This is a genomic window from Robiginitalea sediminis (genome assembly GCF_002198115.1).
In the GTDB taxonomy this organism is placed as follows: Bacteria; Bacteroidota; Bacteroidia; order Flavobacteriales; family Flavobacteriaceae; genus Robiginitalea; species Robiginitalea sediminis.
The window spans coordinates 1248370-1268549 of record NZ_NGNR01000001.1; the positions used below are offsets into that span (position 1 = coordinate 1248370).

18 protein-coding genes are annotated in these 20180 nt (G+C 55.7%); 10 read left to right on the forward strand and 8 right to left on the reverse strand.

The genetic code is table 11. The features are described 5' to 3' along the window. Window position 1 precedes the first annotated feature (1 nt). Together CA832_RS05560 and CA832_RS05565 are read left to right on the forward strand one after the other, a co-directional pair. Window positions 2-712 carry a queuosine precursor transporter gene (locus CA832_RS05560; RefSeq protein ID WP_088340542.1) on the forward strand — a complete coding sequence of 237 codons (711 nt, stop codon included), beginning with the start codon at window positions 2-4 and terminating at the stop codon, window positions 710-712. A gap of 114 nt (window positions 713-826) precedes the next feature. Further along, window positions 827-3541 (forward strand): AsmA-like C-terminal region-containing protein, encoded by a 2715-nt coding sequence (locus CA832_RS05565; protein ID WP_088340543.1) that lies wholly within the window; start codon window positions 827-829, stop codon window positions 3539-3541. A 1-nt stretch (window position 3542) separates the two neighbouring features. Here the strand turns inward: CA832_RS05565 and CA832_RS05570 are convergent, their stop codons facing one another. Further along, window positions 3543-4337 (reverse strand): DUF2797 domain-containing protein, encoded by a 795-nt coding sequence (locus CA832_RS05570; RefSeq protein ID WP_088340544.1) that lies wholly within the window; start codon window positions 4335-4337, stop codon window positions 3543-3545. Between the two features lie 63 nt (window positions 4338-4400). Here CA832_RS05570 and CA832_RS05575 point away from each other — a divergent pair, with 63 nt between their 5' ends. From CA832_RS05575 to CA832_RS05585, 3 genes are all read left to right on the forward strand, one after another. Beyond that, on the forward strand, window positions 4401-5930 hold the full coding sequence (locus CA832_RS05575; RefSeq protein WP_088340545.1) for a GH3 auxin-responsive promoter family protein: 1530 nt from the start codon (window positions 4401-4403) through the stop codon (window positions 5928-5930). A gap of 154 nt (window positions 5931-6084) precedes the next feature. Then, window positions 6085-6600 (forward strand): hypothetical protein, encoded by a 516-nt coding sequence (locus CA832_RS05580; protein WP_088340546.1) that lies wholly within the window; start codon window positions 6085-6087, stop codon window positions 6598-6600. Window positions 6601-6736: 136 nt separating this feature from the next. After that, the gene (locus CA832_RS05585; RefSeq protein ID WP_233131736.1) at window positions 6737-7309 is read left to right on the forward strand and encodes a hypothetical protein; all 573 of its coding nucleotides are present in this window, start codon (window positions 6737-6739) and stop codon (window positions 7307-7309) included. Here the strand turns inward: CA832_RS05585 and clpX are convergent. The 7 genes from clpX to CA832_RS05620 form a co-directional block, all read right to left on the reverse strand. Then, window positions 7284-8519: an ATP-dependent Clp protease ATP-binding subunit ClpX gene (gene clpX, locus CA832_RS05590; RefSeq protein ID WP_088340549.1), complete on the reverse strand. Its 1236-nt coding sequence runs from the start codon at window positions 8517-8519 to the stop codon at window positions 7284-7286. The two genes, CA832_RS05585 and clpX, sit on opposite strands and share 26 nt — an antisense overlap. A gap of 70 nt (window positions 8520-8589) precedes the next feature. After that, window positions 8590-9270 carry an ATP-dependent Clp endopeptidase proteolytic subunit ClpP gene (gene clpP, locus CA832_RS05595; RefSeq protein ID WP_088340550.1) on the reverse strand — a complete coding sequence of 227 codons (681 nt, stop codon included), beginning with the start codon at window positions 9268-9270 and terminating at the stop codon, window positions 8590-8592. Window positions 9271-9388: 118 nt separating this feature from the next. Next, window positions 9389-10711 carry a trigger factor gene (tig, locus tag CA832_RS05600; RefSeq protein WP_088340551.1) on the reverse strand — a complete coding sequence of 441 codons (1323 nt, stop codon included), beginning with the start codon at window positions 10709-10711 and terminating at the stop codon, window positions 9389-9391. A gap of 99 nt (window positions 10712-10810) precedes the next feature. Next, complete coding sequence (locus CA832_RS05605) at window positions 10811-11158, reverse strand: phage holin family protein (RefSeq protein WP_088340552.1); 348 nt, start codon at window positions 11156-11158, stop codon at window positions 10811-10813. A gap of 68 nt (window positions 11159-11226) precedes the next feature. After that, window positions 11227-12729, reverse strand: a complete 1503-nt coding sequence (locus tag CA832_RS05610) for an SGNH/GDSL hydrolase family protein (RefSeq protein ID WP_088340553.1) — start codon at window positions 12727-12729, stop codon at window positions 11227-11229. Window positions 12730-12859: 130 nt separating this feature from the next. Continuing rightward, window positions 12860-13630 carry an alpha/beta fold hydrolase gene (locus tag CA832_RS05615; protein WP_088340555.1) on the reverse strand — a complete coding sequence of 257 codons (771 nt, stop codon included), beginning with the start codon at window positions 13628-13630 and terminating at the stop codon, window positions 12860-12862. Beyond that, window positions 13627-14343, reverse strand: a complete 717-nt coding sequence (locus CA832_RS05620; protein ID WP_088340556.1) for a pyridoxine 5'-phosphate synthase — start codon at window positions 14341-14343, stop codon at window positions 13627-13629. Before CA832_RS05620 ends, CA832_RS05615 begins: the two co-directional genes overlap by 4 nt. Window positions 14344-14431: 88 nt before the next feature. Here CA832_RS05620 and CA832_RS05625 point away from each other — a divergent pair, with 88 nt between their 5' ends. The 5 genes from CA832_RS05625 (at window position 14432) to CA832_RS05645 (ending at window position 20161) form a co-directional block, all read left to right on the forward strand. Then, complete coding sequence (locus tag CA832_RS05625) at window positions 14432-15088, forward strand: CBS domain-containing protein (protein WP_088340557.1); 657 nt, start codon at window positions 14432-14434, stop codon at window positions 15086-15088. Between the two features lie 4 nt (window positions 15089-15092). Then, window positions 15093-15965 carry an NAD kinase gene (locus CA832_RS05630; RefSeq protein WP_088340769.1) on the forward strand — a complete coding sequence of 291 codons (873 nt, stop codon included), beginning with the start codon at window positions 15093-15095 and terminating at the stop codon, window positions 15963-15965. A 115-nt stretch (window positions 15966-16080) separates the two neighbouring features. Beyond that, window positions 16081-16776: a type IX secretion system protein PorG gene (gene porG, locus CA832_RS05635; RefSeq protein WP_088340559.1), complete on the forward strand. Its 696-nt coding sequence runs from the start codon at window positions 16081-16083 to the stop codon at window positions 16774-16776. 9 nt (window positions 16777-16785) lie between these two features. Then, window positions 16786-17526, forward strand: a complete 741-nt coding sequence (locus CA832_RS05640) for an isoprenyl transferase (RefSeq protein WP_088340560.1) — start codon at window positions 16786-16788, stop codon at window positions 17524-17526. 4 nt (window positions 17527-17530) lie between these two features. Continuing rightward, window positions 17531-20161 (forward strand): BamA/OMP85 family outer membrane protein, encoded by a 2631-nt coding sequence (locus tag CA832_RS05645; protein ID WP_088340561.1) that lies wholly within the window; start codon window positions 17531-17533, stop codon window positions 20159-20161. The last annotated feature ends 19 nt before the right edge of the window (window positions 20162-20180 follow it).

Here is a 20180-nt window from a genome sequence, read left to right on the forward strand (position 1 = left end):
GATGAACCTGAAGGACCAAAAAGCGGCATACCGGATATACCTGTTCCTGGGGGCGCTTTTTATTACCTCCCTGGTGGTTTCCAACCTGATCTTCCAGAAGTTTTTTGCCTGGCAGCCTTTTGGGGAGGCCACCCTTTTCGGGGCCCCTTTATTTGTGCTCTCTGTCGGGATTTTGCCTTACCCCATCACCTTCCTGATCACGGACCTGATCTCCGAGATCTTCGGGCAGAAAAAGGCCAACCAGGTGGTAACTGCCGGGATTTTCGCTTCCTTTTTCTCCATGGGGATTATCCTCTTGGCGAACATAGCCCCTGCAGCTGCGGATTCCCCGGTAAACGATGCCGTGTTCAGCACCGTTTTTGCCCTTTCGCCCATCGCTGTGCTCGCCTCCATGATGGCCTACCTGGCAGCCCAGTATATCGATATTGCCATTTACCATTTCTGGAAGCGCCTCACCCGTGGCCGTCACCTGTGGCTGCGCAATAACTTCTCCACGTTTTCCTCCCAGGTGGTGGATACCTTTACGGTGGTCTTCCTGCTCTGTGTCTTCGGGGTTTTGCCCTGGACGTCCTTCTACGGGCTGATTGTCTCCGGGGTGGTATTCAAGGTTATGGTAGCTGCCCTGGACACCCCCTTGTTGTATTTGTTTGTCTATCTGCTGCGCAAGCGTTTCGGCCTTGCTGCCGGCGAAGAAATCCGCATGGCATTCTAAAACGTATGTAAGGTGCGGTTTTCAGTGGCCTTGCCATACGTTTCCCGGGCAATCATGCGTTCTTGGAAACAGTAGGTGGAAAAGCGCCCCTGCGTACCCTAAACAAAAAGCAAAATGAAGCGGAAAAAAGGATTGAGGATTGTTTTTGGGGTTGTACTGTTGGTCGTTGGTGTTGCCATTTTTGCCCCGGTCTTTCTCCAGGCTAAATTCGGGGCCATCCTCCGGGAGAAGGTCAACCAGAACATCCAGGGCCAATTCGACTTTGAATCGGCGCGGCTCAGCCTGTTCCGCGATTTCCCCAATGCCCGGGTTTCCCTGCAGGGCGTTTCCCTCACTACCCTGGCCCCTTTTGAGGGGGACACCCTCTTTGCCGCCCGCGAGGCCTACCTGGTCATGGGGATCCGGGAACTTTTCAAAGGCGCGGGCCAACCCATTGGCATACGCGAGATCTATGTGGAAGGGGCCGATTTACGCCTGGAGGTGGATGCGCAGGAGCGGGTCAATTACCTCATTGCCAAAACGGAAACTCAGACACCCCAACCGGCAGATCCGGCAGAAGGCTTTACCTTCCAATTGCAGCAGTACGCTTTGGTAGACGGCCACGTCAGCTATACCGACCTGGCTTCGGGTCTTTCCTTTAGTATGGGGGGCATACAGCACAATGGCAGTGGGGATCTGGCCCAGGACCAATCGGAGCTGCGCACCCATACCGAAGCTACGGTGAGCCTGATAATGGACAGTACGGCCTACCTGGAGAACAACCATGTAGAGTTGGACGCCCTTTTGGGTATTGACCTCAGTACCGACACCTACCGCTTTTTGGACGGGAAGGGCAAAATCAACCAGATGCCGCTGGTGGTAGACGGCTTTGTGCAACTGGTGGAGGACGGCCAGGAGGTGGACCTTACCTTCGGTACCCCCAGTTCGGAATTCAGGAATTTCCTCGCCCTGGTCCCCGGGGCGTATGCCCAGAACCTGGAAGGGGTGGAGGCTCGCGGCCAGTTTGTCCTGGAGGGACGTGTACAGGGCCGCAATACGGATCCCCGGATCCCCGGATTTGAGATCCGTATGGAGGCTTCCGATGCGGCATTCCGGTACCCCAGCCTGCCCAAAGGCATGGACGATATTCAGTTCCGGGCTGCGGTGTACAATACCACCGGCCTTACCGAGGACACCTACCTGGAAATCCCCACGGCCCGTTTCCGCATAGACCGGGACGAATTTGCCCTCAGCGCGGTGGTGCGTTCCCTTACCGGGAACCCCCGGGTCGAGGCGGCCCTGAAAGGTACTCTGAACCTGGAACACCTCAGCCAGGCCTACCCGGTAGACCTGGCCCCGGGCATGAGCGGCCTGCTTACGGCAGACCTCACCACCGCCTTCGATATGGCCGCCGTGGAAGCCAGGCGCTACCAGGATACCCGTACCTCGGGGACACTCGGGCTGCGGGCAGCCAGTATCCAGACCGAATCCTTCGGGGCCCCGGTACGGATCGAAGCGGCCCAACTGCGGTTTAATCCGGCTTCCGCCCAGCTCGAAAAACTTTCCGGCAGCTTGGGCCAGAGCGACTTTCAGGTTTCCGGCACCCTGAGGGATTATCTCGGATATGCCCTTGCCGATGCCAGATTGCAGGGGGATTTTACCCTGGAATCCAGGAAACTGGTGGTATCTGATTTTCAGAGCAGTACCGGTGAAGGGGGCACTTCGGACACTGAGGGCGGCGCCGCGGCGTTCAGCCTCCCGGAAGACCTCGACCTCCGGATAAAAGGGAAGGCAGCTGAGGTGCTCTACGATAGCCTGCCCATGCGCAATGTCTCCGGGACCCTCCTGCTGAAGGACGCCAGGCTCCAGCTGCAGGACGTGCGTTCGGATATGCTGGACGGGGCCATGGCCCTAAACGCTGCCCTCACGGCCCGGGAGGGCAAACCCGTCTTCGAAATGGATCTGGGGCTGGACGGCTTCCGGATTGGGGAAGCCATGGAGTCCCTGGAGTTATTCCGCACCCTGGCGCCTGTTGCCTCCCTTCTGGAAGGCCGGCTGAATTCCAAACTCCGCCTCAGCGGGGCATTGCAACCGGACTTCAGCCCGGACCTGATGGCCCTCTCAGGCAACGTTGTGGCCGAAGTCCTCGCTTCCCGCCTGAGTGGTAAGAAACCGCCCGTGGTGGAGGCCCTGGACGCCCGCATGGATTTTATCGATATGGATGCCCTGGACCTGAAAGGACTCAAGACCGCACTGGCGTTTGAAAACGGGCGGGTGGCGGTCCGTCCCTTCCAATTCGCCTACCGGGATATCACGGTAAATGTGGAAGGCGGCCATACCTTCGACCAGCAACTCACCTACACCGCCACCTTAGATGTGCCTGCCAAATACCTCGGAAATGAGGTGAACCGACTTATCACAGAACTGCAGGAGCCCGGCCTGAAGGAAGCCACCGTCCCCGTAGGAGTAAGCATCGGGGGTACTTATACCGCCCCCACGGTGCAGACCGACCTGAAACAGGCCGTCACCGGACTTACTTCCCGTTTGGTGGAAGCCCAGAAACAAAAACTGCTGGCTACCGGAAAGGACAAGGCCCAGCAACTGATCGGGAACATCCTGAAGGAGGAAACAGACCGTCCGGCCACCCCGGCCGATTCTGCACGTACCCGTGTGGGGGACCTGGTGCAGGGTGTTCTGGGGGGCAAGCAATCCGACAGCACCAGAACCAAGCAGGATACGGCTGCGCCTGCGGCCGGAGGCCAGGTCAAACAGGCAGCACGGAACATCCTGGGCGGCCTGCTGGGTAAAAAGAAAGATACGGCGCAGGTGAAAAAGGACAGCGTGCAGTAGGCTAGCCCAGGCGGATGTCCACCACATACCCCTCACTCCCGCGGACGTTGAAAACGGTGTTGTCTTCAAAGATGAGGTACTGCCCTTTGATCCCCTTTAGGACCCCGGAGAAGGATGGGGTTTTGTCCAGGTTGAGGCTTTTGATTTTTTCAGGGTACCGGAGCACCGGGAATTCCAATTGGATTTCTTTAGCGGTTTCCAGGTAATACGGCGCTACCGCTTCGGGCAGGAATGGCCGGAGCCGATCCCGCCACTGGGCCAGGTCCAGGTCCTCCAGCTGGTTGGTGAGCATCCGCCGCCAGTTTGTTTTGTCGCTTACGTGTTCTTTAAGGGCCACCTCAGCAATCCCGGCCAGGTACCGGTTGGGGGTCTCGGCCACGATGATGGCCTCGTGTGCCCCCTGGTCGATCCACCGGGTAGGGACCTGGGATTTCCGGGTCACGCCCACTTTTACATTGCTGGAATTGGCCAGGTAGACCACGTGGGGCTGAAGCTGCATTTTCTTCTCGAAGTCCAGGTCGCGGTCTTCCTCCCCCAGGTGGGCCCGGCTGCGTTCCGGGTGCATGATCCACTCGCCTGCCATGGGGGTGTCGAAAAAACAGCTGCGGCAGAACCCCTGGCGGAAAATGGGGCGGTCCAGCCCGCAACTCAGGCACTGGTAACCCACGAGTTCCAGCCCCATGGGCTGGTCCAGAAGCGGGTTCATGTGGATAAAGTCCGATGGCAGCAACAGGTAATACTGGATGGGGCTTCCCATCTCGGTTTCCATTTTCTTCAGGACGCCCTGGTATTGCATAGTGCGGGATAGTGAACTGGTGATAAAATGCTATATTTAGCCGCGGTCCCAAAGATACCAAAAATGCCCATTCCGCTCTTTAATTCCATTGCCTCCTGGCTGCTCAAGAAGCGCTACCACCAGATAGAGCTCTTCTTGAAGTACCCGGCGGAAGTCCAGAACGAGCTGTTATTCCAACTCCTGGATTTTGCCGATGAGACCGAGGTGGGTAAGCAGTATGGTTTTGAGGGGATGCAGCACTACGAGCAGTTTGCCGCGGCCTTGCCGGTGGTGACCTACGAGGACGTGGAACCCATGATAGAGCGGTCCCGCCAGGGCCAGCAAAACGTATTCTGGCCCACGGAGATCCGATGGTTCGCCAAGAGCAGCGGCACCACCAATGCAAAGAGCAAGTTTATCCCGGTGAGCGAGGAAGCCCTGGAAGACTGCCACTACAAATCGGCCAAGGATTTACTCTGCCTCTACCTGAACAACAACCCGGATTCCCAACTATTTACCGGGAAAGGCCTGCGCCTGGGGGGCAGCAAGGAACTCTACAAGCACAACGGGACCTATTTCGGGGACCTCTCTGCCATCCTGATCGACAATATGCCCTTCTGGGCCGAATTCAGCAGCACTCCCAGTAACAAGGTGTCCCTGATGAGCGAATGGGAAACCAAGCTGGAGGCTATCATCACCGAAAGCATTGCGGAAAACGTGACCAGCCTGGCAGGGGTGCCTTCCTGGATGCTGGTGTTGCTCAACAAAGTGCTGGAGCGCACCGGAAAGGAGGACCTGCTGCAGGTCTGGGAGAACCTGGAAGTCTATTTTCACGGGGGGGTCAATTTTAACCCGTACCGGGAACAGTTTCGCAGCCTGATGCCCTCAGAGCGGGTCAAGTACTACGAGATCTACAATGCTTCGGAGGGCTTCTTTGCCATCCAGGACCAAAACGGGAGCCAGGACCTGCTGCTCATGCTCGATTACGGTATTTTCTATGAATTCATCCCCATGGACACCTATGGGACCCCGGGCCAGCGGGTGCTGCCCCTTTGGGAAGTGGAATGCGGGGTGAATTATGCCATTATCATTACCACCAATGCGGGGCTGTGGCGCTACCAGATAGGGGACACGGTGCGGTTCACCAGTACCGATCCCTACCGCATCCGCATCACCGGGCGTACCAAGCACCACATCAATGTTTTCGGGGAAGAGCTCATTGTGGAAAATGCCGAGGAGGCCCTGCGCAAGGCGTGTGGGGTATGTGACGCCAGTATCTCCGAGTATACCGTGGCCCCGGTCTTTATGTCCGGCCGGGAGAAGGGCGGTCATGAGTGGCTCGTGGAGTTCAATTCCGCCCCTGCAGAATTGGATGTTTTTGGCAGGGCTCTGGACGATGCCCTGAAGGCGGTGAATTCCGATTACGAGGCCAAACGCTACAAGAACATGACCCTGATGCCGCCGCGAATCCACCGGGCACGGCCCAACCTCTTTTACGACTGGTTGAAAGCAAAGGATAAACTCGGGGGGCAGCACAAGGTGCCACGCCTTTCCAATTCCAGGGAGTACCTGGAAGAGTTGCTGGAGCTGAACCGCGGGGTAGGTGCCCTCTAATCGGTTGCTTCTCCCAGGTAAAGAATTCCCCTTCCCGCCTTAAGGCGTACCCTGTTTTACCGCGTTAGCCATAGCATGATGTTTTGTCGGTTATTTTTGGGGCCCGCAGACTTTTCTCAATACTTTTATCCCACTAAACATTAACCACCCTGCCATGAAACTGAAACTTGCCCTCTGTGCCCTTTTGCTCTCCTTTGGGGTGTATGCCCAGGAGGATGCCGCCGACCCCGGCTTGGCCCGGAACGAATTAAAAGGCAACCTTTTGTTTACCCTGCTGGAGTTCCCGGAGATCACCTACGAGCGTGTGCTGGGCGAAGAATCCGCCATGGGGCTCAGCATTGGGTTTCCATTAGATTCCGATATCGATTACCGCTTTGCTGCCTTGCCGTATTACCGCTTCTATTTTGGGAAGCCCTGGGCCAAGGGGTTTTTCCTAGAAGTGAATGCTAATGTGGCCTCCGTTCGAGATTCCGAGTTTATCGATTTCGACAATGTGGTGGAGGATAACCAGGTGCTTTTCGGACTCGGGGCTGCAGCCGGGGTAAAATTCATGTCACGTTCCAATATCGTCGGGGAGGTCTTCCTGGGCCTGGGCAGGTTCTTTAATGAAACCGATTCCATCGAATGGGGGTACCCCAGGGTCGGCATCACCATAGGGAAGCGTTTCTAATAACGTCGCAGTCCCGGTTTCCGGGCTTATATCGACAAATACCCACCGCTTGACCAAATTTTGAGGATTTCTCAGGGGTTTGCTGCAACTTGAGATCACCAAATTAACCTGCTACCTCTATCTAATCGCTACCCCTATGGCAGAACGTCTCGTTGTTTTATCGGATATGTGGGGCTCCCGAAAGGGCCTCTGGATTACCTCTTACCTGGGCTACCTCCAGCAGTATTTCGACATTGTTTACCACGACAGCCAGGTCCTGGCAGACCTTCAAAACGTGGTGAAAACCCCTGAAAGCCTTTGTGAGGCATTCCTCAAGGGCGGGTATGACCGGGCGGTTTCCGAGCTGTTGCGCAAGGAACAGGAAGAAAGCCATTACCTGACGTTTTGCGCGGGCGGGACCATTGCCTGGAGTGCTGCCCTGCGCGGGCTCCCCATGAAGTCCCTCCTGGCGGTATCCCCCCTATGGATGCACCAGCAGACCGAAACCCCTCATGTTCCGGTAAAGCTCATGTACGGAGAATATATGGACAACCGTCCTTCCGAGGCCTGGGCCGAACAGATGGGTGTACAGATGGAAGTGGTGCCGCGGTTTGGCAGGGAACTCTACTCGGATGAAAAAATCATCCAACTGGTTTGCCGCGAACTCCTGGAGCGAATCATCCAGAAGAAGCACAGCCTGCCGGTTATGAAACCGCTTTCAGTTTATTGATCGTCTCGAAGGAGAGTTTTTCCTGGGCATAGGGCTTGGTGACCTTAAACTCGGTTTCGTCCGAGCTGGGCAGGTCGAACATGGCGTCGGTGAAGACGGCTTCACAGAGAGAACGCAACCCCCTCGCTCCAAGCTTGTATTCAATCGCCTTATCCACGATATAATCCAGGGCCTGTTCGGTAATCTCAAACCGGATCCCATCCATGGCAAAGAGTTTCTCGTACTGCTTGATAATGGCATTTTTCGGCTCGGTAAGGATGGCCCTGAGGGTTTCCCGGTCCAGGGGGTTCATGTGCGTGAGCACGGGGAGGCGCCCGATAATCTCCGGGATTAGCCCGAATTCCTTCAGGTCCTTCGGGATAATGTACTGCAATACATTTTCGGCATCGATGATGTCCTCCCGTTTGGAGGCGCTGTAACCGATGGCCTGCATATTGAGTCGCTTGCTGATGATGCGTTCAATCCCATCGAAGGCACCCCCTGCTATAAAGAGGATGTTTTCGGTATTGACTTCGATGAATTTCTGGTCCGGGTGCTTCCGCCCGCCTTTGGGCGGCACATTGACCATGGTCCCTTCCAGTAACTTCAGCAATCCCTGCTGCACCCCTTCCCCGGAAACGTCCCGGGTAATGGAGGGGTTGTCGCTCTTGCGCGCAATTTTGTCGATCTCGTCGATAAAGACAATGCCGCGTTCGGCTTTTTCCAGGTTGTAATCTGCGGCCTGCAGCAAGCGCGTCAGGATACTTTCCACATCTTCTCCCACATAGCCGGCTTCCGTCAGTACGGTGGCATCCACAATGGCCAGTGGTACATTGAGCATTTTGGCAATAGTCTTGGCCATGAGGGTCTTCCCGGTTCCGGTTTGCCCCACCATGACGATGTTGCTCTTCTGGATTTCAATTTCGTCCTGCTTGGACCCCGGTTGCAAGAGCCTTTTGTAATGGTTGTAAACTGCGACGGACAGTACCTTCTTGGTGCGTTCCTGCCCGATGACGTAGGTGTCCAGGAACCCCTTTATCTCACGGGGTTTTTTCAGGACCAGTTCCGCGCTGAGGTCATCTGTGCGCGACTGACGGGATTCCTCGGCTACGATGCCGTGGGCCTGTTCAATACAACGGTCGCAGATATGGGCGTCCAGCCCCGCGATAAGCAGGTTGGTCTCGGGCTTTTTCCGCCCGCAAAATGAACACTCCAGGTTTTCCTTCGCCATAATAGCCTACACTTTCTGTATTAAAACGCGATTTTCACCAAAAATTGCCTAATTCCGGCAGGATACGCTGTTATTCGGCGTCCCGCTCAAGGATTTCGTCTATCATCCCGTATTTCCGGGCTTCTTCGGCCTTCATCCAGAAATCGCGGTCGCTGTCCTCGTAAATTTTGTCGAAGGGCTGGCCGGAATGGTCTGCAATGATGTGGTACAACTCGTCCCTGAGTTTGAGGACCTCGTTGGCCGCAATTTCGATATCGCTGGCCTGCCCCTGAGCCCCGGACATGGGTTGGTGGATCATCACCCGGCTGTGTTTCAGGCCGGAGCGCTTCCCTTTTTCCCCGGCACAGAGCAACACGGCTGCCATAGAAGCGGCCATCCCGGTGCAGATCGTGGCCACATCGGGCTTGATGAACTGCATGGTATCGTATATCCCCAGGCCGGCATAAACACTGCCCCCGGGGGAGTTGATATAGATCTGGATATCCTTGGAGGAATCCGCGCTGGCCAGAAACAACAGCTGGGCCTGCACGATATTGGCCACCTGGTCGGAGATGCCGGTCCCCAGGAAGATGATGCGGTCCATCATCAGCCTCGAGAACACGTCCATGGCGATGGCGTTGAGTTGCCGTTCTTCAATGATATTGGGGGTCATCCCCACCGGGTACATACTGCTCAGCGTCTGTTCCACATACAGGCTGCTCATGCCCCTGTCCTTTACGGCGAAATTCTGAAATTCCTTGGCGTAGTTCATGTATCAAGCACAACAAGAGGTTAAAAAAAAGGTGCCGAAAAATCGATTTCCGGCACCGTAAAGATACTCAATTTCGGCGTAAAGGCCCGGCTCTGCCCAAAGTTTGGGAGGACGGGGCTTATCCGTATACTTCCTTGACGAACTGCTCGTAGGTAACCTCCTTGGTCTTGAGGTTGGCCTTTTCCTTGTACAGTTCCAGGAGTTTCTGGCTCATGAGTTGCTCGGAAAGGCGTTTTACCTCGTCCTGGTTGCTCATGACCCGCATGGCAATCTGCTCGAGGTCCTCCTCCTTGGGGTTGGCCTGTCCATACTGCATCATCTGGGAACGGATAAAGCCTTTGGCAAAGTCCTTGAGCTCGTCGAACTGGATGTTCAGTTCGTGGTCCTTGATCAGTTTTCCTTCAATCAGCTGGTAGCGCAGCCCTTTTTCGGAACGCTCAAACTCATCGTTGGCTTCCTCCGCGCTCAGGGGCTTTTCGCCCGTGTTTTGCATCCACTTCTTAAGAAAGGCGGTGGGCAGGTCAAACTTCACCTCCTCGATGAGTTTTTCGGTAACATCGTTGAGGAGTTTCTGGTCGGACTGCTGCTGGAACTGGGCTTCGGAATCTGCCTTGATCTTCTCCCGCATTTCCTTTTCTGAACTCACCTGGTCTTTCCCGAAGAGCTTATCGAAGAGCTCCTGATCCAGGGTGGCGGGTTCGCGGTGGTTGATTTCCGCTATGGTAAAGGTTACGGTGGTATCCAGGCCTTCGGCTTTGTCCCGGGCGATGCCCAGGGTGCTGGGCAACAGGTAGTCTTCCTTGAACAGGCCTTTGGTCTTGAGGGCTACGCTTTCACCCACCTTCTTTCCCTTGAGCGCATCCAGGGCTTTTTTGGCCTTTACCTTGCTCAGTTCCACAGTGGTCTTGTGGTCGATTTCATCTGCCTCGCTAAAGAACTGGCCCGTAACTTCATCTTCGGTGCCCACGGTATCTTTGCTCACCAGTTTCCCGTATTGCTTGCGGATGCGGGTCACCTGGTCGTCGATCATTTTCTTGTCGGCGACAATCTTGTAATGGGGAACCGCTTTTTTGGTCTTCAAAGAAACCTCGAATTCCGGGGCAAGGCCCAGTTCGAATTCGAAGGCCAACTGGTCGGCATCCCAGTTGAAATCGTCTTTCTGTCGGGGCAGGGGGTTGCCCAGCACATCCAGTTTTTCCTCAACCAGGTATTTATTGAGGTTGTCCTGCAGGAGCTTGTTGATCTCATCGACCAGCACGGCTTTCCCATACTGCTTCTTGATGAGCCCCATGGGGACCTGTCCCTTGCGGAAGCCCGGGATATTGGCGTTTTTACGGTAGTCTTTCAGGATCCGGTCTACCTTCTCCTGGTAGTCTTCCTTGGTGATTTCCACCTTCAGGACGGCATTCAGCGCGTCTATCTGCTCTTTGGTAATGTTCATTATAACTCTACGGTTTGCGTCTCAAAACGGGATGCAAAAGTAGCGCATTTTACGTGCGCAGACAAGTTTTTAACCCTTTGTGTTCCAAAGCGTCAGGCCTCAGCGCTTTTCTTCCTTCAGGAAAGAAAACAGAATGGCCTGGAACAGGGAAAGCAGCAGGGAAAAAGCCAGGGCCCACCAGATGCCGTCCACGCTGAAACCGCCTACCAGGGCATCGGCCATCAGGATGATCAGCGCGTTGATAATGAGCAGGAAAAGCCCAAGGGTTATCAGGGTAACCGGAAGGGTCAGAATAATCAGTAAGGGCTTTACCAGCACATTCAGCAGGCTGAGGACTACGGCTACGATAATAGCCACCCAATAGGAAGCCACGGTAACCCCGGGAAGGATGTTGGCCAGGACCACCACGGCCAGGGCAGACAACAGGATGCGAAGGAGCATTTTCATAGGAAATGGTTTCAAATAAAAAGGGTGTCCCTTTTGCGGGACACCCTAAAGATATATCATTTTCGGGCTTAGTTAATATAAAGCCCCGTGTAGGCCAGCGGGTCCACCTCAGGGAGTTCGGCCCCGTATTTGGCTTCGATGGCCGCTATGAACTGGTTGGCCAGCAAGGCATACCCCCGGGGGGAGGGATGCACCCCGTCCAGGGAGAACCCGCCACCTGTGCCATAGGAGGCAGTTACCACGCTGCCATCGGCCAGGGGTACCCCGGTGTCGGCAATGGTCTCCAGGTAGGCGTTGGCATCTACAAAGGCCAGGTCGTAGGTTTGGGCCAGGGCCTGGATGGTCTGGTTAAAGGCTGCGGTAGCCTGGGCCACGCTGGCTTGTTCTTCCGGGGTCAGTACCCACTGGTCTGCCAGCGGAACGGCCACCCCGTTAATACTGGTGGGGTCCTGGGGGTTGGCCAGCGTCCCGATAATGGTCTGGGAGGTGAACACCAACAGGTCTTCGGCCGTAGCCTGGCGCATATTGACCAGGGCAGGGTTGAAGGCTGTGAGGTCTGTCAGGTCTTCATCGAGTATGACTACGGCGTTGCCGGCACCTGCGGTGAAGGAGATGGTCCGGCGCTGTACCTCCTCGGCAGAAATCAGCCCAAGCCCCTGCAGTTGCTGCAGCCCGCCGTTATATGCGGCGTACGCGCCGTTGAGGAGGGCGGCGGTGCCTTCGTCCAGGGGTACCGGGTTGTGCGGGACGGTGGTGAAAAAGGGAATTTTGGTTACATCCGGGATGTTGGCCACCACGCCCTTGGCCCCATTGGCCGTTAGCGTTTGCAGTACCGTGTTGTACACGTTTGCAAATACGTTGGGGTCGGTAATGTCATTCCCCCCGTACGTGCTCGGGTCGAGGTTGCCGGCCTGGTCCATACCGGCTCCCCCGGATGTCGCAAAACTCAGGACGTCGTTGTTGCCCAGCCAGAGGGTGAAAAAGCTGGGGCCCTGTGCCGCGGCGTCGCCCAGGACGGTAGCCCCGGGATTACTGGCAAAACGTGCATAATACGGGTTGGCCAGCCCGGCTGCCACCCCTGCTACGTTTCCGTAGCCCGGCGCCACCAGGTGGAAGCTTTTGGCTCCGGGGACCCCCATGTTGTTAAAGGAGCCACTCAGGGTATTGGTGATTTCTGTGGCACCCTGGCCCGAAACAGGTACCGGGGCGGGAGATCCGGACGAAAAATCCAGGATCAGCCGGTTTCCGGCTATGGGCGTGCCCCCAAGGGTCATCCCCCCGAGGTTGTCTGCCATAAAGGGGATGTTGAAGTCCCCACCGCCGGCTTCGGCAAAACTCCCGGCCAGCATGTTGGGGAAGGAAGCGGTCTGCCCGTCTACAAATAGGGCGGCATCCGAATACCCGGCGGTGAGGGAATTCCCCAGGGCCACGTAGTTGGAAAAGTCGGCAGATCCGCTGCTATAGGCTATGGGATCCGGATCCTGGGGGCCCGGGTCCACGATGGTGTCATCGTCGCTACACGCAACAAAAAACAGGCTTACAAAGGCCAGAAGGGCCAGAAGTTTTTTCATGGGAATCGTTTTGAGTTAGTTCGTCTTGAAAGCCCTGATTTCAGGTAGGAATCAAAATTAACCAAATTTGCGACACTCGCAATAAAGCGTATTAAAATAGTATGCATGCACAATATTGACCCCCTGGTATTCAGGATTTGATAAAATCCAGGACCTTTTCCAGGAAGGCTTCCGGGGCTTCTGCGTGGAGCCAGTGGCCCGCGCCTTCCAGGGTTTCCAGGCGTGCGAGTGGGAAATGCGACTGGATTTCAGGCCAGTCCTCATCCCCGATATAGGGGGATTTCCCTCCCCTGAGGAACAGGGTTTCCCCTTCGAACCGGGCATTGGGCGGCAGGGCAGCGCCTATGGCTTCCATACTCTCCTTCAGCACCTCCAGGTTAAACCGAAAACCCAATTGGCCCGGTTTTACCCAATACAGGTTTTTCAGCAGAAACTGGCGGATACCCCAGTCCTTGAGGGATTCTGCCAGCAGGGTGTCGGCTTCCGAACGGGATTTGAGCGCAGCCACGGGCAGGGATTCCAGGGCGTCCAGGATGTACTTATGGTGCGGGGGGTAATATTTGGGGGCAATATCGGCCACCAGGAGTTTGCTAACCCGTTCCGGGTAGGCGCACGCCAGGGTCATGGCGGTCTTGCCCCCCATAGAGTGGCCCAGAACAAGGGCATTGCCCACGCCTTTGGCGTCCATATACCGCACCACGTCTTCGGTCATAAGGGCATAGGAGAACCGGTCCGACCAAAAGCTGCGGCCGTGGTTGCGCTGGTCTACCAGGTGGACCAGGAGCCCGCTGCTGGCCAGTTGCCTGCCGAGGGTTTTCCAGTTGTCGGACATGCCCAGGAAGCCGTGGAGGACAATCAGGTCCGGGCCGTTTCCCTCTGTGTTGGCGTGGAGCAGGTTCATTCCTGCAGGTGTTTGAGGTACAGCCCGATCACCTTTTCCAGCCCCAGGTAGAGGGACTCGCAGATCAGGGCATGCCCTATGGATACTTCCAGCAGGTGGGGTACCTGCTGGCGGAACCACCGGATGTTGTCCAGATTCAGGTCGTGGCCGGCATTAAGGCCGATACCTACTGCTGCCGCAGCCTCAGCGGCGCGCCGGAATGGGGCCACCGCGGCCTCGGGGTCCTTCCCGAAGGCACTGGCATAGCTTTCTGTGTAGAGTTCCACCCGGTCGGTCCCCGTATCCCTGGCTGCCCGTACCATTTCGGGGTCCGGATCTACGAAAATCGAGGTGCGGATGCCCTCCTTTTTAAACAGGTCGATGACACCTTTCAGATACTGCCCGTGGGCGCGGGTATCCCACCCGGCGTTGGAGGTTATGGCGTCCGGTGCATCCGGTACCAGGGTTACCTGGTCCGGGCAGACCTCCAGTACCAGGTCTATAAATTCCGGGACCGGGTTTCCTTCTATGTTGAGTTCCGTGGTGACCGTTTTTTTCAGGTCCCTGGCATCCTGATAGCGGATGTGGCGCTCATCCGGCCTGGGGTGGATGGTGATCCCCTGGGCGCCGAAAACCTCGATGTCCCTGGCTGCCTGGACTAGGTCCGGCATGTTGCCTCCCCTGGCATTGCGCAGGGTGGCAATTTTGTTCACATTCACACTGAGTCGGGTCATGGGATGTCCGGATTTGGTTTGGAGCCCAAAAATACAAATTCGGCATGCCTTTTGTGCCCTAAAAAATTAGTAATTTGCAGCATTGCACATGGAAATGCAGGACCATATCATATCGACCATCCCCGTCTTCGACAGTGAAGACTCCCTGAAAGAGGTCATCCACTTCTTTACGCATTCCACCTATTCCCATGTGGCTATTACGGAGGAAGGCAAGTTTTTGGGGTTGCTGGGTGAGGCGGACCTCGATGCTTTTCAGGAGACCAGCCCGGTGTCGGAATTCCGCTACCAGCTGGAAGGGTTTACCGTACCCCCTGAGGCCTCCTGGCTGGACATCCTGGAGGTTTTTACCCGGAACGAGGCCAACCTGGTCCCCGTGGTGGACGCTGCTGGTGCGGTCCTGGGTTATTACGACCTGAACGATATCGTCGGGATTTTCACCGACATGCCCTTTTTTACCGAACCCGGGGTAATCCTGGTAGTGGCCAAGGCTCTGAAGGACTATAGCTTCAGCGAGATTGCTCAGATTGTGGAAGGGAGTAACACCCGCCTGCTGGGGGCGTTTATTACCCAGATCCGGGGGGAGGTGGTGCAGATTACCCTGAAGATGAGCGACAACAACATCAACGATGTGTTGCAGACTTTCCGCCGCTACCGGTATTCCATCCTTTTCGGAAGTGTGGACGACCAGTTCCTGGAGGAACTGCGGGAACGCTCCATTTACCTGGATAAATATTTAAATGTCTGACCCCATGAGAGTGGCCATATACGGTTTGCCGTATCACGACGAGGTGCGCGGCCCCGTGGAGGAACTCCTGGACGAGCTGCAGAAGGCCGGGGCACGCGTAGCCCTGGAAGAAGGTTTTGCCGAATTTCTGGGGATGGCAGGAGACTATGACTGTTTTGGGTTGAACAAGGGCCTGGACCCCGGTTTCGACCTCTTTGTCAGTTTCGGGGGAGACGGGACCATCCTGCGCGCCATTACCTATATCCGCGACCTGGGCATCCCCATTGTGGGGGTCAATACGGGTCGCCTCGGGTTTCTTTCCACCTTCCGGAAGGAGGAGGTGCGGACCCTGGTGCGGGAATTCGTGGACGGGCACTACCACCTGGTAGACCGCAGCCTGGTGGCCGCGGACCTGGAGGGGGAGGTCCCCGGGGGCGACCGGCTGAATTTTGCGCTAAATGAAGTTACCGTAAGCCGGAAGGATACGACCTCCATGATTACTGTGGAAACCTTCCTGGACGGGGAATACCTCACTTCCTATTGGGCAGACGGGCTCATTGTGGCTACCCCGACGGGCTCTACCGGCTATTCCCTCAGTTGCGGGGGGCCGGTTATCATGCCCACTGCACGCTCCCTGGTGATTACCCCTATAGCCCCGCACAACCTGAACGCCAGGCCCCTGGTGATCTCAGACGACACCGAAATCCGCCTGCGGGTTTCCGGGCGGGAACCCCAGCACCTGCTGTCCCTGGACTCCCGGATTGCGACCGTGGACAATGGCACGGTCATCACCGTGAAACGGGCGCCTTTCCAGATCCGGATGGTGGAATACCACTCGGAGAGCTTCTTCAAGACCATCCGCAATAAACTCCTCTGGGGGGAGGATCGTCGCAATTGAGCGCAGGAGGGGCAATAAATACCCCCAAATCCTGTTAATCAAAAGAAACCAAGTCGAGCGCCTTTCTTGCCCGCCAGGGGCATGAAATTGCTATATTTGCAAACTTTCGGAATTGATGAGGATTGTTTTTTCCGCCCTCTTATTGCTGATCATCTCCAATATGCAGGGGCAAACCTACGAGGTGGGAGTCTTTGGCGGCGGGGCCAACAACATAGGGGACATCGGACGGATGAATTACATCCTCCCAAGCGGCCCGGCCTTTGGCGCCCTCTTCAAATGGAATCGCAGCAAGCGGTATGCCTGGAGGGCCCACGCGATGTACGGCACCTTCACCGCGGATGACACCCGTTCAGATATTCCGGCAAGGCAACAACGGGGCCTTCGGATGGAAAATAGTATTTTCGAAGTCTCGGGGGGCCTTGAATTCAATTTTGTGGAGTACAACCTTCACAAACTAGGGCCGGCATTTACCCCGTACCTGTACACAGGTGTCACCTATTTCAGGTACGATTTTAATTATTTCGATGCCGGGACCATGATCGAAACCAGCCAGAGGGACGGCGCATTTGCCATCCCGATGGTGGCAGGGGCCAAATACCGTCTGAACCAGTTCCTGATCCTGGGGGCTGAGGTCGGGGCCAGGTACACCTTTACGGATAACCTGGACGCGAGCAACCCGGAAGGGACGAACTTTGAACAGTTCTCAGACGGCCCGTTCGGCAATGTGAACAGTGACGACTGGTACGTATTTTCCGGTCTCACCCTGACATTTACCTTCGGACGCAAACCCTGCTGTGACGCTTTTGAATAGCAGCGCGCGATGAACACTATTGAGGACATTAAAAAGGGTCGCCTGCCCGGGCACCTGGCCATTATTATGGACGGGAACGGCAGGTGGGCCAAAGAGCGCGGAAAACTCCGCGTCTTCGGGCACCAAAATGGTGTGGAAGCCGTCCGGCAGACTGTCGAAACGGCCGCAAAACTCGGGATAGGCCATCTCACCCTCTACGCCTTCAGCACAGAGAACTGGAAACGCCCCAAACTGGAGGTGGATACCCTGATGCGGCTGTTGGTTACCTCCCTCAGGAAAGAACTCAAGACCCTAAACGAAAACAACATTTCTCTGAATGCCATCGGCCGGGTGGATACCTTGCCGGAAAAGGCCCTCAAGGAGCTCCGGGAAGTCATCCGGAAGACCTCCGAAAACGATGGGATGACCCTCACCCTTGCCTTGAGTTACGGCTCCCGCGATGAGATTACCACGGCTGTAAAAGCCATCGCTTCCAAAGTTAAAAATAGCATAATTTCCCCCGAAATAATTGATGAATCCATTATTAATGATCATCTTTACACGCGCAATTTGCCCGATGTCGACTTGCTAATCCGAACCAGCGGAGAGTACCGGATTAGCAATTTTTTACTTTGGCAGATCGCCTATGCTGAATTGTACTTTACAGACGTTTTTTGGCCGGATTTCAGTGAGCAGCACTTGTTGGAGGCCTTAAAAAGTTATCAGAACCGAGAACGACGATTTGGAAAAATTAGCGAACAACTTAACTAGTGGTATGCGGGCATACATATCACTGAAACACCTTGTTTTTACCCTCTTCCTTTCCCTTCCCTTACTAACCCTCTCCCAGGAGGTCGACTACCAGAGCGGTAAGACCTACATATTGGGTGGGTTACAGGTAACCGGGTTACAGAGCTATAACGAGCAGACGGTAAAAACCTACACCGGCCTTCTGGAAGGCCAGCCCATTACGGTGCCCGGGGACAAGATCAGCGAGGTGATCAAGAAACTCTGGAACCTCGACCTTTTCAGCGACGTTACGTTTTATATAGACCGGGTGGAAGGGGACCGTATTTTCCTGGAACTCGCCATCCGCGAGCGCCCTTCCCTTAATAATGTCACGTTTTATGGGGTTCCCAAGCGGCAGATTCAGGATCTGGTGGAAGATACGGACCTTAAGAAGGGCAAGAAGATTACCGAAAGCCTGATTTCCAACAGCCGGAACTATATCGAGAACAAATACCGCAAGCAGGGTTTCCTCAACGCCAGGGCCCAGATCGCGACTACGGTGGATACCTCTGAGACCAATGCCCTCAACATGGTAGTCAACGTGAAGCGGGGCGACCGGGTAAAGGTTAAGGATATCGTCTTTAGCGGGAACGAAAAACTCGCCGATGCCAAGCTCCGCAAGGCGATGAAGAAAACCAAGGAGAAGCGCCCGGGTCGTTTCTGGAAGAAGTCCAAGTACATCGAAGCCGATTACGAGGAAGATCTTAAGCTCCTCATAGACAAATACGCCGAGAACGGGTATCGGGATGCCCGGGTAACCATGGACACCATCGTACCCCTGGACGAGAAGAATATCGAGGTGCGCATCGGGGTGGAAGAGGGAGACAAGTATTATTTCGGGAACATAGATTTTGTCGGGAACACCGTTTATACGGACAGGCAGCTGAACCAGATCCTGGGAATCGACAAGGGCGACACCTACAACGGGGTACTGCTGCGCAAGCGAATTGCAGACGACACCAAACCCGATGGGGAGGACCTCACCAACCTGTATCAGAACAACGGGTACCTCTTCTCGCAGATCAACCCTATAGAGGTCTCGGCTGAGAACGACACTATCGATTTTGAAATCCGTATTATAGAAGGGAAGGAGACCTTCCTGAACCGGGTAGACGTGGCCGGGAACAACAAGACCAACGACCATGTTATTTTCCGCGACATCCGCACCAAGCCCGGGCAGAAATACAGCAAGGAGGATATCATCCGGACCATCCGGGAACTGGGGCAGCTCGGGTTTTTTGACCCCGAGAACATCCGTCCGGAAATCCAGAACCCGGACCCCAATGCCGGGACGGTAGACCTGAAGTTCGATTTGGTGGAGTCCGGCGCCAGCCAGATCGAGTTGCAGGGCGGTTACGGAGGGGGTGGCTTTATCGGAACCCTGGGGCTGTCCTTTAACAACTTTTCCATTCAAAACCTGTTCAACGGGGAGGCGTATAAGCCTGTGCCCATGGGGGATGGGCAGACCTTTGCCCTGAGGCTTCAGGCCAGCCGGACCTTCCGGGTGTATTCCCTGAACTTCTCAGAACCCTGGCTGGGTGGCCGCAAGCCGGTCCGTTTCAGTCTTTCCCTGTCGCGTACCCAGCAGTTCCTGGCCTCCTTCGGCAGCAACGGACGGGTACAGGTAGACAAAGACCAGCAGTTTTCCATTACCGGGATCTCCCTGGGCCTGGCCAAACGGGTGCAATGGCCGGACGATTTCTTTGTCCTGAGCCACGCCCTGAGCTACCAGCTGTACGATTTCCGGAACTACCGCACCGGCCTGTTTAACTTCGGGAACGGGCAGTCCAACTCCCTGGCCTATACCCTGGGGATTTCCCGAAACTCCTCCGGACCCAGCCCGATCTTCCCGCTTTACGGAAGCCGGATGGAATTCACCGCAAAGTTTACCCCCCCGTATTCCCTGTTCAGCAAAAAGGATTTCGCCGCCTTGAAGGGCGAAACAGAAGAGATCATAGCGGAACAGGTGGAACGCGCCCAGTTGGGGCTCAGCGGGGAGGCGCGCGATACGGAGCTCCAGAGCCGCCTCGAAGAACTGGACCAGGAGCGTTTCCGCTGGCTGGAATACTATAAGATCAAGTTCGGGGCAGACTGGTACAACCGCATTGTGGGCAAGCTGGTACTTCGGACCAATGTGGAATTCGGGTTCCTGGGGGCCTATAACCAGGATGTGGGATACGTTCCTTTCGAGCGCTTTTTCCTCGGGGGAGACGGCCTGGGCCGGAACTTTACCCTGGACGGTCGGGAGGTGATTCAGCTCCGTGGGTACGAGAACAACTCCCTGACCCCGGTAGACCCCATAACCCAGCAACCTGAAGGGGGTATCGTCTACAATAAATACTCCGTGGAACTCCGCTATCCGCTTACCTTAAAGCCAACGGCTTCCATCTATGCCCTTGGTTTTATGGAGGCTGGTAATGCCTTCAACAATTTTCAGGACTTTAATCCGTTTGAAATAAAGAGATCGGCCGGGATAGGGTTGCGTATTTTCATGCCCGCTTTTGGCCTGTTGGGGATCGATTTCGGTTACGGGTTCGACGAAGACCTGAGACCCGGTTCTGCAGGTACAGGTCCGAGTGGTTGGCAAACACACTTCGTGATAGGGCAGCAATTCTAATTGGGTTTTTCCTCCTGGT

Coding starts and splice junctions, on each gene's coding strand:
- CA832_RS05560 (WP_088340542.1), top strand. CDS start 2: ATGAACCTGAAGGACCAAAAAGCGGCATACCGGATATACCTGTTCCTG.
- CA832_RS05565 (WP_088340543.1), top strand. CDS start 827: ATGAAGCGGAAAAAAGGATTGAGGATTGTTTTTGGGGTTGTACTGTTG.
- CA832_RS05570 (WP_088340544.1), bottom strand. CDS start 4,337: ATGCAATACCAGGGCGTCCTGAAGAAAATGGAAACCGAGATGGGAAGC.
- CA832_RS05575 (WP_088340545.1), top strand. CDS start 4,401: ATGCCCATTCCGCTCTTTAATTCCATTGCCTCCTGGCTGCTCAAGAAG.
- CA832_RS05580 (WP_088340546.1), top strand. CDS start 6,085: ATGAAACTGAAACTTGCCCTCTGTGCCCTTTTGCTCTCCTTTGGGGTG.
- CA832_RS05585 (WP_233131736.1), top strand. CDS start 6,737: ATGGCAGAACGTCTCGTTGTTTTATCGGATATGTGGGGCTCCCGAAAG.
- clpX (WP_088340549.1), bottom strand. CDS start 8,519: ATGGCGAAGGAAAACCTGGAGTGTTCATTTTGCGGGCGGAAAAAGCCC.
- clpP (WP_088340550.1), bottom strand. CDS start 9,270: ATGAACTACGCCAAGGAATTTCAGAATTTCGCCGTAAAGGACAGGGGC.
- tig (WP_088340551.1), bottom strand. CDS start 10,711: ATGAACATTACCAAAGAGCAGATAGACGCGCTGAATGCCGTCCTGAAG.
- CA832_RS05605 (WP_088340552.1), bottom strand. CDS start 11,158: ATGAAAATGCTCCTTCGCATCCTGTTGTCTGCCCTGGCCGTGGTGGTC.
- CA832_RS05610 (WP_088340553.1), bottom strand. CDS start 12,729: ATGAAAAAACTTCTGGCCCTTCTGGCCTTTGTAAGCCTGTTTTTTGTT.
- CA832_RS05615 (WP_088340555.1), bottom strand. CDS start 13,630: ATGAACCTGCTCCACGCCAACACAGAGGGAAACGGCCCGGACCTGATT.
- CA832_RS05620 (WP_088340556.1), bottom strand. CDS start 14,343: ATGACCCGACTCAGTGTGAATGTGAACAAAATTGCCACCCTGCGCAAT.
- CA832_RS05625 (WP_088340557.1), top strand. CDS start 14,432: ATGGAAATGCAGGACCATATCATATCGACCATCCCCGTCTTCGACAGT.
- CA832_RS05630 (WP_088340769.1), top strand. CDS start 15,093: ATGAGAGTGGCCATATACGGTTTGCCGTATCACGACGAGGTGCGCGGC.
- porG (WP_088340559.1), top strand. CDS start 16,081: ATGAGGATTGTTTTTTCCGCCCTCTTATTGCTGATCATCTCCAATATG.
- CA832_RS05640 (WP_088340560.1), top strand. CDS start 16,786: ATGAACACTATTGAGGACATTAAAAAGGGTCGCCTGCCCGGGCACCTG.
- CA832_RS05645 (WP_088340561.1), top strand. CDS start 17,531: ATGCGGGCATACATATCACTGAAACACCTTGTTTTTACCCTCTTCCTT.